General features: G+C 65.8%; 12 protein-coding genes. 7 read left to right on the top strand and 5 right to left on the bottom strand.

Annotated elements, in window-relative coordinates; translation table 11 throughout:
- The first annotated feature begins 36 nt into the window (after nucleotides 1-36).
- Complete coding sequence (locus V0Z78_RS10150) at nucleotides 37-2,880, top strand: DEAD/DEAH box helicase (RefSeq protein ID WP_336344514.1); 2,844 nt, start codon at nucleotides 37-39, stop codon at nucleotides 2,878-2,880.
- A gap of 107 nt (nucleotides 2,881-2,987) precedes the next feature.
- Here the strand turns inward: V0Z78_RS10150 and V0Z78_RS10145 are convergent, their stop codons facing one another.
- A complete protein-coding gene (locus tag V0Z78_RS10145) occupies nucleotides 2,988-4,244 on the bottom strand; it encodes a cation:proton antiporter (protein ID WP_336344513.1) in 1,257 nt (418 codons plus the stop codon).
- A 106-nt stretch (nucleotides 4,245-4,350) separates the two neighbouring features.
- On the opposite strand from V0Z78_RS10145, the gene V0Z78_RS10140 reads away from it, so the two are divergent.
- Both V0Z78_RS10140 and V0Z78_RS10135 read left to right on the top strand, forming a co-directional pair.
- Complete coding sequence (locus tag V0Z78_RS10140; protein ID WP_336344512.1) at nucleotides 4,351-4,971, top strand: protein sorting system archaetidylserine decarboxylase; 621 nt, start codon at nucleotides 4,351-4,353, stop codon at nucleotides 4,969-4,971.
- Between the two features lie 457 nt (nucleotides 4,972-5,428).
- Entirely contained in the window at nucleotides 5,429-6,436 is a 1,008-nt protein-coding gene (locus V0Z78_RS10135) for an ion channel (RefSeq protein WP_336344511.1), read from the top strand.
- A 166-nt stretch (nucleotides 6,437-6,602) separates the two neighbouring features.
- Here V0Z78_RS10135 and V0Z78_RS10130 read toward each other — a convergent pair whose 3' ends face one another.
- A complete protein-coding gene (locus tag V0Z78_RS10130) occupies nucleotides 6,603-8,774 on the bottom strand; it encodes a CDC48 family AAA ATPase (RefSeq protein ID WP_336344510.1) in 2,172 nt (723 codons plus the stop codon).
- Between the two features lie 86 nt (nucleotides 8,775-8,860).
- Between V0Z78_RS10130 and V0Z78_RS10125 the strand changes: the two genes are divergently transcribed.
- Nucleotides 8,861-8,995, top strand: a complete 135-nt coding sequence (locus tag V0Z78_RS10125; protein ID WP_336344509.1) for a DUF7128 family protein — start codon at nucleotides 8,861-8,863, stop codon at nucleotides 8,993-8,995.
- Between the two features lie 123 nt (nucleotides 8,996-9,118).
- On the opposite strand, the gene V0Z78_RS10120 is transcribed toward V0Z78_RS10125, so the two are convergent.
- Complete coding sequence (locus V0Z78_RS10120) at nucleotides 9,119-9,553, bottom strand: DUF5796 family protein (RefSeq protein WP_336344508.1); 435 nt, start codon at nucleotides 9,551-9,553, stop codon at nucleotides 9,119-9,121.
- Nucleotides 9,554-9,705: 152 nt separating this feature from the next.
- Here V0Z78_RS10120 and V0Z78_RS10115 point away from each other — a divergent pair, with 152 nt between their 5' ends.
- The 3 genes from V0Z78_RS10115 to V0Z78_RS10105 all read left to right on the top strand — a co-directional run bounded on the left by V0Z78_RS10115 (nucleotide 9,706) and on the right by V0Z78_RS10105 (nucleotide 12,582).
- Nucleotides 9,706-10,560 carry a shikimate kinase gene (locus V0Z78_RS10115; protein WP_336344507.1) on the top strand — a complete coding sequence of 285 codons (855 nt, stop codon included), beginning with the start codon at nucleotides 9,706-9,708 and terminating at the stop codon, nucleotides 10,558-10,560.
- Nucleotides 10,518-10,862, top strand: coding sequence for a chorismate mutase (locus V0Z78_RS10110; RefSeq protein ID WP_409338692.1), 345 nt, complete (start codon nucleotides 10,518-10,520; stop codon nucleotides 10,860-10,862). Before V0Z78_RS10115 ends, V0Z78_RS10110 begins: the two co-directional genes overlap by 43 nt.
- A 184-nt stretch (nucleotides 10,863-11,046) precedes the next feature.
- Nucleotides 11,047-12,582, top strand: coding sequence for a sensor histidine kinase (locus tag V0Z78_RS10105; RefSeq protein WP_336344506.1), 1,536 nt, complete (start codon nucleotides 11,047-11,049; stop codon nucleotides 12,580-12,582).
- Nucleotides 12,583-13,013: 431 nt separating this feature from the next.
- Here the strand turns inward: V0Z78_RS10105 and V0Z78_RS10100 are convergent, their stop codons facing one another.
- Nucleotides 13,014-13,481: a DUF6653 family protein gene (locus V0Z78_RS10100; protein WP_336344505.1), complete on the bottom strand. Its 468-nt coding sequence runs from the start codon at nucleotides 13,479-13,481 to the stop codon at nucleotides 13,014-13,016.
- 107 nt (nucleotides 13,482-13,588) lie between these two features.
- Nucleotides 13,589-14,476, bottom strand: a complete 888-nt coding sequence (locus tag V0Z78_RS10095; RefSeq protein WP_336344504.1) for a PhzF family phenazine biosynthesis protein — start codon at nucleotides 14,474-14,476, stop codon at nucleotides 13,589-13,591.
- Nucleotides 14,477-14,504: the final 28 nt, after the last annotated feature.

Below are 14,504 nucleotides of genomic sequence, written 5' to 3'. Positions count from 1 at the left end.
GGAGCCCTTATCCACCGCTGGACACTATTTCCCGTGATGACTGAGGCAGGGACCGCGACCGACCCTGCGGTCTTCGAGCGGCTGGGACCCGCGGTTCGATCGGCGCTCTCCGAGCGGGGGTTCGAGACGCCGACGGCACCCCAACGGGCCGCCATCCCGCCGCTCGCCGCGGGCGAGAACGCGCTCGTGATCGCCCCCACCGGGACTGGCAAGACCGAGACGGCGATGCTGCCGGTGTTCGATTACATCGCGCGATCCGAGGACCGGTTCGGCATCTCCGCGCTCTACGTCACCCCGCTGCGGGCGCTCAACCGCGACATGCGCGAGCGGCTGGACTGGTGGGGCGAGACGTTGGGGATCGACGTCGACGTCCGCCACGGCGACACCACGGACTACCAGCGACAGAAGCAGGCGAACGACCCGCCGGACGTGCTCGTGACCACTCCCGAGACGGTCCAGGCGATGCTCACCGGATCGAAGCTCAGGGAGGCGCTCTCGGACCTCGAACACGTCGTCGTCGACGAGGTCCACGAGCTCGCGAGCTCGAAACGCGGCGCCCAGCTCGCGGTGGCCCTCGAGCGCCTCGCTGATCTCGCCGGTCCGTTCCAGCGGATCGGCCTCTCCGCGACGGTGGGCGATCCGGAGGAGGTCGGCGCCTTTCTCACCGGCAACCGCCCGTGTGCCGTCTGCGAGGCCGACGCCGGCAGCCGACTCGATCTGCGCGTGCTCACCCCCAAGATCGAGGCTGGCGACGAGCGGTTGGCGAGCGAGCTCGTCACCGAGCCCGAGATGGCGAGCCACGTCCGGGCGATCAACGAGATCGTCGAGACGAACGAATCCACGCTGATCTTCGTCAACACGCGACAGACCGCGGAGGCGCTCGGCTCGCGGTTCAAGGCGATGGACGCGAACGTCGGCGTCCACCACGGCTCGCTCTCGCGTGACGCCCGCGTCGAGGTGGAGGACGCGTTCAAGGCCGGCGAGCTCGACGGGCTGCTCTGTACCTCCTCGATGGAGCTCGGTATCGACGTCGGCCGCGTGGATCACGTCGTCCAGTACGCGAGCCCACGCGAGGTCGCGCGCCTGCTCCAGCGGGTGGGCCGGGCGGGCCACCGGAGCGATCAGGTGTCGTCGGGAACGGTGATCGCCACCACCCCCGACGACGCGCTCGAGGCGATGGCGATCGTCGAGCGCGCCGAACGCGGCGACGTCGAGCCGGCCCGCATCCACGCGGGTAGCCTCGATACGCTCGCCAACCAGATCGCGGGGCTCGTGATGGGTCACGGCGAGATCTCGGCGTCGAAGGCCTACGAGATCTGTACGCGCGCCGCGCCCTTTGCCGACACCTCGCGCGAGACGTTCCGGGAGGTGGTCCGGGAGCTGAGTAGCAACAGGATCCTCTGGCTCGACGAGGAGGCCGACACGCTCGAGAAGTCGGGCGGGACGTGGCAGTACGTCTACGCCAATCTCTCGATGATCCCCGACGAGGCGACGTTCGAGGTCCACGACGTCGCGAGCGGCCGGCAGGTTGGGACGCTCGACGAGCGCTTCGTCACCACGTTCGTCGAGCCCGGCGCGACGTTCATCCAGCGTGGCGAGATGTGGCGGATCGTCGAGATCGACGACGAGGACGAGAAGGTGCGGGTGAGCCCCGTCGAGGACCCCGCGAGCGAGGTCCCCTCGTGGGTCGGCCAGGAGATCCCCGTCCCATACGCGATCGCACAGGGCGTCGGCGAGCTCCGGCGGATCGCGGCCTCGCAGTTCGAGAACGGCGCCTCTCGCGAGGCGGTCGCCCGCGAGTTCACCTCGCGTTACCCGACCGATGAGCACACCGCGAGCGAGGCGCTCTCGCCGATCGAGCGCCACGTCGAGACGGGCCACCCGCTTCCGGCGGACGACCGACTCCTCGTGGAGTTCTCCCGGGGGACCGTCGTCGTCGACGCGTGTCTCGGCCACAAGGTCAACGAGACGCTCGGGCGGCTGCTCTCGGCGCTGATCGGCCAGCGGACCGGATCGTCGGTCGGCCTCGAGACCGATCCCTACCGGATCGAGCTCACGATCCCCTCGGGCATCGCCGCTCGGGACGTCGTCGAGACGTTCGAGGGGACGGACCCCGACCACGTCGAGGCGCTGATCGAGCTCAGCCTGAAGAACTCGGATGCGCTCAAGTTCCGTCTTGCGCAGGTCGCGACGAAGTTCGGCGCGCTCAAGTCCTGGCAGCGCTCGAAAGGAGGGATCTCGATGGACCGGCTGCTGGGCGCGCTCGAGGACACCCCGATCTACGAGGAAGCGGTGAGAGAGGTGTTCCACGAGGACCTCGACGTGCCGGGCGCGGCGGACGTTCTCGAGCGGATCCAGTCGAGCGACCTCGCGGTCGAGCGCGTCGGCGAGCGAACGCCGCTCGGACTGAGCGGACGGTCCTCGAGTACCGAACTCTTGGCCCCCGAGAACGCCGACGCGAGCGTGATCGAGACCGTCAGGGAGCGCATTCGGGAGGACCGCGTCCTGCTCGCGTGTCTCCACTGTCGGGAGTGGGACCGTACCCAGCAGGTGAAACGCGTCCCCGAGCAGCCCGAGTGTCCCTCGTGTGGCTCGACGCGGATCGCCGCGCTCAACCCGTGGGCCGAGGAGGTCGTCGACGCCGTCCGAACCGACGAGAAGGACGGCGAGGAGGAGAAGGCCACTCAAAGAGCCTACCGGGCCGCGAGCCTCGTCCAGAGCCACGGCAAGCAGGCGGTGATCGCGCTCGCCGCCCGCGGCGTCGGCCCCCGGAACGCCGCGCTGATCATCAACAACCACCGCGAGAGCGAGGACGACTTCTACCGGGACGTCCTCGAGAAGGAGCGCGAGTACGCCAGAACGCAGGCGTTCTGGGACTGAGCGATCCACACGCGATCACGGTAGTCCCGGGTCACGACCTCTGCGTTCATCGGACGGGGCGATGCCGAACGGTCACGGGTCGGGACCTGGTCGAACGTCAGGGCGGACTACGGGCCGGCCCCCTCGGAACTCGCGTCGACGTCGATACCGTCCGTGTAGACGAGTTCGTCCGCCCGCTCGAGCCAGTCGACGCCCCATTTGACCGTGGGCGGAACGAGCGTCGTGGTGAAGATCGCCGTGAAGACGAGAACGGAGAAGAGTTCCTGGCCGATAACCCCCGCCGACAGGGCGATCGAGACGATGACGATCTCGACGGTCCCGCGGCCGTTCATCCCGAATCCGATGACGAGTCCCTCCCGCGGGGAGAGCTTCGTCGGGAGGGCGAACAGCCAGCTCCCGACGATCTTGCTGACGAAAGCCACCGCCAAAACGAGCACGAGGAGGTCCAATCCTCCTGTGAACACGTCGAGCGTGAGTTCGAACGCGACGGTGACGAAGAAGATCGGCGCGAAGAAGCCCATCGCCAGATCGTACATCACGTCGTACATGTGATCGTAGATGTCGGGGTCGAGCTGCGCCTGCCGAAGAAACAGGCCGGCTATGAACCCGCCGATGATCATGTGGAGATCGACGAGCGCCGCGAAGAACGCGAAGACCAGCGCGACGACGAGTGCGACGGTGAACGCCGAGGTCGGATCGACGAACTCGTGGCGTTCCATCCAGGTCTCCAGTTGTGTCCAGAGATACGGGAGGAATCGATCACCGAACACGAGCGCCGCCGCGAAGAACAGCAACGCCTTCCCCGCGACCAGACCGAGATCGAGCGGGGTCACGTCGCCGGTTTCGATGAAGCCCATGATGCCGGCGAACACGACCATCACGCCCACGTCGGACAGCAACGCCCCGCCGAGCAGGACGCCCGCGATGCGGGTATCGAGGATGTCGAGATCGACCAGGATTCGGGATTTCGTCGCCAGCGAGGTGGCGGCCATCGCGATACCGACGAACAGCGACTGCTCGATCGCCAGGCCGATGAGGTCGCCCACCAGATAACCGAGCCCGAACGGGACGACGAAGCCGCCGAACGCGACCATCAGCGCCTGCGGTCCGAGTTCGAACAGGTCGTGAAGATCGACCTCCATGCCGACGTAGATCATCAACAGGAAGACGCCGAGTTCGGCGAACACGTCGAGCGCCTCCGTCGGGTGTATCAGTCCCAGGACCGTCGGACCGAAGACGATGCCCGCGAGGAGTTCCCCCATCAGCGCCGGATAGCCGACGCGTTCGACGAGGAGGCCGAACGTCCACGCGAGCGTGAGTACTAACAGCAGGTTCAAAAGATCGAGACCAGCCGTTTCGACCATGTGTGTTGACATGGAGCACGTACCGGTAAAGACTCGGGGCTGGCTGGAAAGCCGAGAAAACCAGCAAGCGAAAGACCCGTATGACAGGGGGTTGAACCTCGAATCCATGGACTTCGCTCCCGGCGTCTGGTGGTACGCGCTCCCGCCGTTGTTGCTCGTCTTCCCGGCGTTCGTGGTCAGCCCGACCCTCAGCCTGTTGTTCCTCGCCGCCGCGGGCGCCACCCTCTTCTTCTTCCGCGACCCCGAACGCACGCCGCCCTTTTCGGGCATCGTCTCGCCCGCCGACGGCACGATCTCGGAGATCCGCACCGAGGGTGATCGGATCCGGGTCTGCATCTTCATGAACGTCCACGACGTCCACGTGGTCCGTTCGCCCGACGACGCCGTCGTCGAGAGCATCGAACACGAGTCCGGCGGGTATCGGCCGGCGTTCTCGAAGGACTCCGACAGAAACGAGAAGGTCCACGTCCGGTTCTCCGACTCGGAGGTGACGCTGATCGCCGGCGTGTTCGCCCGGCGAATCACCCCGTACGTCGAGGCCGGCGACGAGCTCGAACGCGGCGAACGCCTCGGTCACATCGCGTTCGGCAGCCGCGTCGACGCGCTGTTGCCCCCGGAGATCGACCACGCGGACCTCCAGGTCGAACACGGCGAGAAGGTGACCGCCGGCGAGACCGCGATCGCGGACGACGGCACGACCGGCGACATGGAGTGGGGGAGCCAGTAGGGATCCCGTCCTCGCTCGGAGGGTCCATCGTTCCCTACGCCGACGGAATGCACAACGCGCTGCATCCAGCGGAAATTACGGACGAGATGGAGGGCACGTATTCGACACGAAGCCCGGTCAGAAGCGGGAGTCCCCCTTCCTCCACTCGCGACCGGTTCACGAATTCGCTACCCCGCGAGAACTCGATTCTTTCGACCAACCTCGGAGTAGACGTCGGTAGGAGAACGCGCAGACGAACGCAGCTACCAACGGCGAACACGGTCGTCGCTCCGGTATATCCAAGTTGCCGGCGGTCGGAGGACCAAGCAGCCATCTTACTCCACTGTCAGCGATCCCAACGCGACCGAGGCTGGAAGGTACATATGCTCACACAGGGTACGGTACGAGCCATGCGTACTCGGGGACCCGGATCGAAACGATCCCGCTCAGTTGCGGGCAGAAGCGTTGGAGCGTCGTTATGAATCCGTTCTATCTCCTCCTTGGCACTGGCCTTCTGATTGCCTCCATCGTCGACCTTCTCTGGACGGCACTCTGGGTAGACGGCGGTGCCGGCCCCCTCTCGTCTCGGTTGTCGGCGGGGACGTGGAGCGGGCTCAAGACGGTCGGGAGCGACCATCCCCGAGTACTGAGCCTCGCCGGCCCACTCATCCTTACACTGAGCATCGTCATGTGGATCGGACTCATCTGGGCGGGATGGACGTTCGTCTTCGCCGCCGGCGGTGAGAGAGCGCTCATCCCCATGAACGCCCCGAACAGCCCCCTCACCTGGCCCGGACGAGGCTACTACGTCGCGTACACGATGTTCACCGATGGGAACGGCGACTTCGCTCCCAACGGCGCTCCTTGGCAGATCGCTTCCGCGCTGACCACGGCCAGCGGGATGCTCTTCGTCACGATCGCCGTCAGCTACATCCTCTCGGTCCTCGGAGCGGTCTCCGACAAGCGTTCGTTCGCCAGCAGCGTGACCGGGCTGGGGAGTCGAGGTGAAGCGTTCGTTCGGACCGGCTGGGACGGCGAGGACCTCAACCAGCTCGATCTGCCGCTCAACTCGCTCGCGTCGGACGTCAACCGCCTCGCGGAACAGCACAAATCGTACCCGATCCTGCACTACTACCACAGCGAAAGAGACGCGGACGCCTCGAAGATGGCCGTCGCCATCTTCGACGACGCGTTGACGCTCATTCGTTTCGGCGTCCCCGAGGAGCACAAACCCAACACCGCTCTCGTCGAGGATGCACGTTCGAGCACGTTCGACTACCTTCAGACGCTCGACAACGCGTTCATCGATCCCGCCGATCAGTTGCCACCGGCGCCGGACCTCGACCGTCTTCGCGACGCCGGTATCCCGACGGTATCGGACGAGGAGTTCGATGACGCGATGGAGGATCTAGACGAGCGTCGACGGAGACTGCTCGCCATGATCGAGGCCGACGCGCGGTACTGGCCACCCGTGGAAGACGAGTGAGTCCGAACCCCGTGTTTGACCCCATCGCGCTCGACGAACCCCACTCTCGGGCACGATAGTATCTCACAGCGCTATTCGTCTATCTCGATTCGGTGGCCCTCCCTCCGTATCTCATACCCGGTACGGGGACCGTCCGGTGTCCGGATGGCGGATCGAGGTCACGAACTCAACCCGCAGTCGACGGACCGAGCGTCGGCTCGACCGTCTCGAGCGCCGCCGCGAAGTGCTCCTCACGGATACGGATCTCGTCCGCGCGCCGCGTCGCCTCCTCGGGGCCGTACTCGGTCGCCATCTCGCGGATCGCACGCATCGAGGCCGTCCGACAGAGCGCTGCGAGGTCAGCGCCGGTATACCCCTCGAGGTCGGCCGCCAGCGCGTCGAGATCGACCTCCTCGGCCAGCGGCTTGCCCTCGGTGTGGACGCGAAGGATCGCGCGGCGGGCGGCCTCGTCGGGGGCAGGCACCTCGATGTGGGTCTCGAGGCGACCCGCGCGGATCAGCGCCCGATCGAGCGCCTCCTTTCGATTGGTGGCGGCGAGGACGACGAGGTTGGGGTTGTCGGCGAGGCCGTCGAGTTCGGTCAGAAGCTGTGAGACCACCCGCTCGGTGACTTCGTGGCTCTCGCCACGCTCGGTCGCGAGCGCGTCGATCTCGTCGAAGAAGACGATGCTCGGCGCGGACTGTCTGGCGCGCTCGAACACCTTTCGGACGGCCTTCTCCGACTCGCCGACGTACCGATCCAGCAGTTCGGGACCCGCGACGTGGATGAAGTTGACCTGGCTCTCGCTCGCGATTGCGCGCGCGAGCATCGTCTTTCCGGTGCCCGGCGGCCCGTAGAGCAGCACGCCCGAGGGCGGTTCGGTCGCCGTCTTCTCGAACAGCTCCGCGTACGAGAGGGGCCACTCGACGGCCTCCCTGAGTGTCGCCTTCGCCTCCTCCAGCCCGCCGACGTCGTCGAAGCTCGTCTGGGGCGTCTCGGCGACGAACTCGCGCATCGCGGAGGGGTCGACCGCGGCCCGCGCCACGTCGAAGTCCTCGCGGGTGACCGTCAGCTCCGAGAGCGTCCCGCCGTCTCGCTGGTCGTCCCCGCTCGAGCGATCCGTGGAACCCCGTTCCGCGCGGTGGCCGCGAAAGCGCCGCAGCGCGTTCATTCCGGCCTCCGTCGAGAGCGCGTGGATGTCGGCGCCGACGAAGCCGTAAGTGTGTTCTGCCAGCCGGTTGAGGTCGACGTCGTCGGCCAGCGGCATTCCTCTGGTGTGGACCTCGAAGATCTCGCGGCGACCCGCCACCGCGGGGACGCCGATCTCGATCTCCCGGTCGAAGCGTCCGCCCCGGCGGAGCGCGGGATCGAGCGCGTCGACCCGATTCGTGGCACCGATCACGACGACGTCGCCACGGGCGTCGAGCCCGTCCATCAGGCTGAGCAGCTGGGCGACGACGCGGCTCTCGACGTCGCCGCCGTCCTCCCGTTTGCCGGCGATGGAGTCGATCTCGTCGAAGAAGACGATGCTCGGCGAACTCTCTCGAGCCCGCTCGAACACCTCGCGGAGCTGCTCCTCCGACTCGCCCTTGTACTTCGACATGATCTCGGGGCCCGAGACGTGGTGGAAGTTCGCGTCGACCTCGTTTGCGACCGCGCGGGCGATCAGCGTCTTGCCCGTTCCGGGCGGTCCGTAGAGCAGCACGCCCTTCGGCGGGTCGATCCCGACTTGATGGAACAGCTCCGGCTCCGAGAGGGGGAGCTCGATCATCTCGCGGACCATGTCGAGTTCCTCGTCGAGACCGCCGATGTCCTCGTAGCTCACCCGCTCGTCGGATTCGGTCTCGGTGGCGGCCGCCTCGACGTCGGCGGGGACAGTGACGGTCGTTCCGTCGTCGATCCTGACGGTGCCGTCGGGGTCGGTGTCGGTGATCGTGAAGGGGCCGACGCCGAGACGCTCGATGCGGATGCGCTCGCCCACCCGGACCGGCCTGTCGCGCAGATCGCGCTTGACGGCGCGCTCGACGCTTTCTGCGTCCTCGGCGGAGATCGACACCGGGGGCGTGATCGTCACTGATCGGGCGTCCTCGACGGTCTGCTTGCGGACGGTGACGCTGTCGCCGATGCTGACGCCGGCGTTCGACCGGGTGTCGGCGTCGACCTGGATCCCGCCGTCATCGAGGTCGGGATCGGCGGGCCAGACCTTCGCGACGGTCGTCTGCTCGCCCTCGATCAACACGGTGTCGCCCGAGAGCACCGAGAGGGCGTGGCGGGCGGCCTCGGGCAGCCGGGCGACGCCGCGGCCCGCGTCACGCTTCTCCGCGCCCCGGACCGTGAGCGTCACCTCCGTCTCGTTCATGTCGGCTCCTCGGCGACGTACGGCCTTTATCGTTCGGCTTCGGGTGCGGGGCAACGCATTTGGTCCGCGCCGTCACACTACTTCACATGGTGGAACGGACCGAGCGCGACGACATGACGTGGTACGAGTGCGAGGGCTGTGGTCTCCTGTTCGACGACGAGGAGGACGCCCGCCAACACGAGGACAACTGCGACGCCGAGGAGCCGTCGTACATCCAGTAGGCCGGCTTCCCTTCGCCGAGGGTGCCCTGCGGATCGGGCTCTCCGGCTCCCGGTCCACCGAGGAAAACGGCCGTTCGAACGTCCACACCGGGACGACTGCTCGAGCGCTACGCTGGGGCCCGCTCACTCCTCGGTCTCGTTGACCATCTCGTAGGCGTGTTCGCTCATGTCGTCCTCGGCGAAGACGAACACCCGACCGCGGGCGACCTCGGGATCGGCGTCGACGAGGACGCTGTGTCCCTCGGTCGCGACCTCGACGCCGGGGAAGACCTCCTCGGACTCCTCCGACCCCAGCAGTACGCGCCCGACGCCCGTCGACTCAAGGACGTCGTCGTGGGTCTTCCGGTCGTTGACGTACATCATCACGCCCTCGGTCTCGGTGGGGTCGGTGACGAGGACGTGGACCTCCTTGCCGGGCGGCGTCTTGAGCGTCCCGCTCACCTTTCGGGGGACGCCGTGGTAGAACGCCTCGCGCCCGTCGGTGTAGCGCACCGCGATCCCGCTCTCCTGGAGTTCGACGCCTAACGTCGAGGGCGAAACGTTGCTTCGCTGGCTCATCGGCGAGGGTTGGACGGCGTGGGGGAAAAGCGCCGTGTTCGCGTCGGCGGCGCCACCCTCCGATCGTCCGCGCGAACCCGCCGACCCCTCGGCGGACCCGTTCGTCGGATCACGACCGACAGTATAAGTAGCCGACCCGGCCTGGTCGGGACATGAACGGCCGCGCCAGCGCCCCCGCCGCCGGTACCGTGTTGAACGCGCTCGCGAACGGGACGGGCTCCGCCTTCGCGATCGACCTCGAGACGACCGCTACCGTTAGCCTCGCGGAGGAAGGGGGGGTCACGGGCGAGATAGATGGCGCGCCCGGGGCCGACACGGCGCTGATCGAGCGCTGCGTCGAGCTCACGGTCGAGGAGTACGCCGAGGCCGACCACGCGCTGGGCGGTCGCGTGCGCACCGAGAGCGAGGTACCGCTCGCAGCGGGACTCAAGAGCTCGAGCGCCGCCGCGAACGCGACGGTGCTCGCGACGCTCGACGCGCTCGACGCCGAGATCGACCGGTTGGAGGCCTGTCGGCTCGGCGTCCGTGCGGCTCGGGAGGCCGGCGTCACGGTAACGGGGGCGTTCGACGACGCCTCGGCGTCGATGCTCGGCGGGGTCACGGTGACCGACAACTCGGCAGACGAGCTGCTCGCCAACGAGGCGTTCGAGCGCGACGTACTGGTCTGGAGCCCGCCGGAGCGGGCGTTCAGCGCGGACGCAGACGTCGACGCCTGTCGGAAGATCGCGCCGATCGCGGACGTGGTCGGCGAGCTCGCCATGCAGGGGCGCTACGGCGTGGCGATGTCGATCAACGGGTTCGCGTTCTGTGGGGCGCTCGGCTTTCCGACCGCGCCGCTCGTCGAGGCGCTTCCCGAGTGTGAGGGCGTCTCCCTCTCGGGGACCGGGCCGAGCTACGTCGCGGTCGGGGACCGACACGCTTTAACTGAGCTCCGATCGGAGTGGGAGATACGAGACGGCACTACATGGTTGACAACGACGCGGAACGAGGGCGCCCGGAGGGGATGAGTCTCGACGAACTGCGCGAGGAGATCGAGGAGATCGACCACGATATCGTCGAACTGATCGCGCGACGCACCTACGTCGCCGATACGATCGCCGACGTCAAGCAGGAACGGGACCTGCCGACGACCGACGAGTCCCAGGAACAGCGCGTGATGGACCGCGCCGGCGAGAACGCCGAACGCTTCGACGTCGACTCCAACCTCGTGAAGGCGGTCTTTCGACTGTTGATCGAGCTGAACAAGATAGAGCAAAATCAGCATGCACAAGCCGATAGACAGAGCGGCGATAGCGACTTCAGCAGCTAGTCCTCTCCTGCCAGCCTCGGAGAGCCGATCTACCTCTCGCGACGATCCGTTTTTGCGCTTCAATCACGAGAGGTAGGTCCTAAACGGGAGCTCCGCATAGACATGTCTCGGTAGACTGGCCACCGATCGAACGTCATACGCATGACGTAAGAAAACTTACGTATGTACTGTACGCTACGACGGTATGGACCTGCCTGAGAGGCTCTGGAGGGAGACGATCGAGGCCCTTCCCTCTGAGATCGCTCTTTTGGATTCTGACGGGACGATTCTCTTTACGAATCGACAGTGGCGAGATTTCGGACGCGAGAATGGCCTCGTCGGAGAAAGTGCGGCCTCGTTAGGGGAGAACTATCTCGAGATCACGGAGGGTGCTGACGACGAACACGCTCGACGGGCATTTGACGGCTTACGAGCGCTTTTGGCGGGAGAGCAGTCACGGTTCACCGTAGAATATCCCTGTCACTCCCCCGATGAACGACGCTGGTTTCGGATGTCCGCGAAGCTCCTCGAGCACGGTGGCGATCGGTATATCGTGATGGAGCACTTGAACATTACGGGCCGAAAGCTAGCGGAACTGATGGTACGCGAGAAGAGTGAACGGCTCGAAGCCCTTCACGGCGCCGCTCAAGAATTACTGCAGATCGAGTCGCAAGAAGAGGCAGTCACCTTCGCCGTCACGACCCTCAAAGAGGTACTCGAAATGCCGATAGGTGGTCTCTGGCTCTACGCTCCGGACCGCCACGTCTTGGAACCAGCTGCCGCGACGGAAGAAGCCGAAACGCTCGTTGGTGACCATCCGACGTACCGTAGCGAGGAGAGTCTCTCATGGCAGGCGTTCGCCGAGGACACCACGTACGTCTTCGATGAGCTTTCGAAGACCCCGGGACGATATAACCTCGAAACGCCCATCCGAAGTGAGATGATTTTGCCGCTGGGCCCACATGGAGTGCTCAATATCGGCGCGACGGAGGTCCACGCGTTTGACGAGACCGACGTAACTCTGGCGGAGATCTGGGCGGTTACAGTAACGCAGGTTCTCAGCCAGATCAAGCGCGAGTGGAGGCTCCACGAACGCGAACGAGAACTCACGCGGGAACGCGACCGTCTCGAACAGTTTGCCAGCCTCGTATCTCACGATCTCCGAACTCCACTGACCGTAGCGATGGGACGGCTGGAACTCGCCAGTGAGGAGTGTGACACCGAGCATCTGGTTCACGCCGACCACGCGCTTTACCGCATGGAACAGCTCATCGAAGATCTGCTTACGCTCGCTCGCGAAGGGGAGGCCGTTGGAAAGACTGAGCCAGTTCGGATACCCGCGTTCGTCGAAAAGTGTTGGTCAACCGTCGAAACCCGCCACGCGTCGTTGCGCACTAACACCGACCTCGCCGTTCAGGCCGACGAGAGTCGCTTAGCACAGGTCTTCGAGAACCTGTTCCGAAACGCCATCGAACACGGCAACGACGATGTGACGATCACCGTAGGGGCACTCGAAGACGAGAGGGGATTCTTCATCGAAGACGACGGACCGGGAATTCCTGAAGACGAACGTGAAGAAGTATTCAAAAGCGGTTATTCGACCACCTCCGACGGAACGGGTTTCGGACTACCGATCGTCAAACAGATCGTCGAGGCTCATGGTTGGAAAATCTTCGTAGGTGAGGGAGCTTCCGGTGGTGCAAGATTTGAAATCACCGGCGTTGGACGCATCACGGGATAAGGCCACTATCCGACGAGATGTATGAGTGATGGCGATTGATGTGGCTTCGTCGTCCAACGGAGAAACCTCCGAGAGAGAGACGACAATAACGAGATCACGTTTCGGATCAGTTGGTAAGCCAGAGACGGTTCCTCCGGCACCTGGGTGCCAATGGAGCGGGTACCGTCGTCATCTCCCTCATCGCGAAAGTGATAGCTCGAGTCGGATCGGACGGTCGGTCAAGGCCGATCGTCATGCCCGACCTCGGCAACACCGTGCCGGGACGTAGGCGTCGGTCGCCGTCCACCCGTTCACCACGCTGCCGACGACGGCTACGTAGGAAGTGAACGCACCACGAACGATATGCCGGACTCACGATCGGGCCGAACCGTGGACTACTCCAGCGATCGTCGGCCCAGCAGCGCGGGAGCCGGTGAGCGCGTCTCGTCGCGTCATCCCGAGCCGTTCTCCTCCGAACTCCCCGGCGTCCGTCGATAGTAGCGCCTGACGAGTGTGCCGACGAACCAGAACTTCAGCGCCATCGAGGCCCCGCCGGCCAGGACCGTTCGGATCGGTCGTCGGCGGTAGGCCGACAGCAGCGCGTACGCCGACGTGGGGACGTTGAGCACCTTCGGATAGGAGAGGTTGAGGACTCCCCGCCCCATCTCGCCGGTCCACCACCGCTCCGCGAGCACGACCCGAGTCATCCACGCGTCCTCGGTCTCCGGCGGAGGGAACAACAGCGGATTGAGGACCACGAACACGACGGCGGCGGCCAGGAACTGCCAGTTCCGGTGGTAGACCGCGTAGAGAACGGCGGGCAGCGTCAGGGCTCGACTCCAGCCGCTCTTCGGGTTGGAGTGGCGACGCCAGAACGTGTCCGCGAATCCGGTCGGCATCGGAGACTCCTCCATTGACATGGGTGACGGTATGCTCCGCCCGGACAAAAACGAGCCGTACCGATCGAGCCCCCGGTCCGGTCGAATACGGCGTCCGAGGACGCCGTTCCGGTCGCCCCGTGATAGTGTTAGACGAGCCGCCCCTCCATCGTCGGGATCACCCGTCCGCCAACGTGGACCTCGATCCCGTCGGCCGTCCTCGTCGCTCGCAAGCCGAGCAGCGACGGACGGTCCATCTCGTATCCCTGCTCCACTCGCACGTCGATTTCGTCGGCGCCGAAGTAGTCGTGTTCGACGAGGTAGGCGGCCAGACAGCCGTTCGAGGAGCCCGTCGCCGGATCCTCGGGAACGCCGGCGCAGTCCGCGAACACCCGTGCGTTCAGGTCGTTTCCCTCGTAGGTCTCGGGCGCGAACACCAGGAGGTTCAGGTTACCGTACGGCTCGACGAGTTCCTCGTAGTAGGGCTCGAGGTTCGTCTCCGCTCGCCGAACGGCCTCGAGGGTTCGAAGCGGGACGACGACGGTCGGGAGGCCGGTCGAGACGAACCGGACGGGATACCGCCCGTCGACGTCCTCCTCGTCGAGGCCGAGGACGCGGGCGACGAGCGATCGGTCGAACGTCTCCTCGAACGAGGGCGGGATCTGGCGCATCCAGAAGCGTTCGTTTCCCGCCTCGTCGCGTTCGACCCGGACGGGAATCCGTCCGACGCCCAGATCGAGCGGTATCTCGTCGGGTCGGTCCTCGCGGAGGTGTTCCCGGATCACGAACGCGGTGCCGAGCGTCGGGTGGCCGGCGAACGGGAGCTCCTCGATCGGGTCGAAGATCCGAACGTCGTATCCGTCCCCCCGTATCCCCTCGGACTCGACGAACGCCGCCTCGGAGAAGTTGGTCTCGCGGGTGATCCGCTGCATCTCCTCCATGGTGAGCGAGGAGGCGCCGAGGACGACAGCGAGCTGGTTCCCGGCGTACTTCTCCCGCGCGAACACGTCGACGACGTAGAACCGGTTGTCGGGCATCACGCGAAACGAGGGGTCTTCGACGTAT

The organism is Halalkalicoccus sp. CG83 (assembly GCF_037081715.1).
Taxonomy (GTDB): domain Archaea; phylum Halobacteriota; class Halobacteria; order Halobacteriales; family Halalkalicoccaceae; genus Halalkalicoccus; species Halalkalicoccus ordinarius.
Note: the sequence above shows the minus strand (reverse complement) of the source record. Positions and strands in the feature narration are given on the sequence as shown.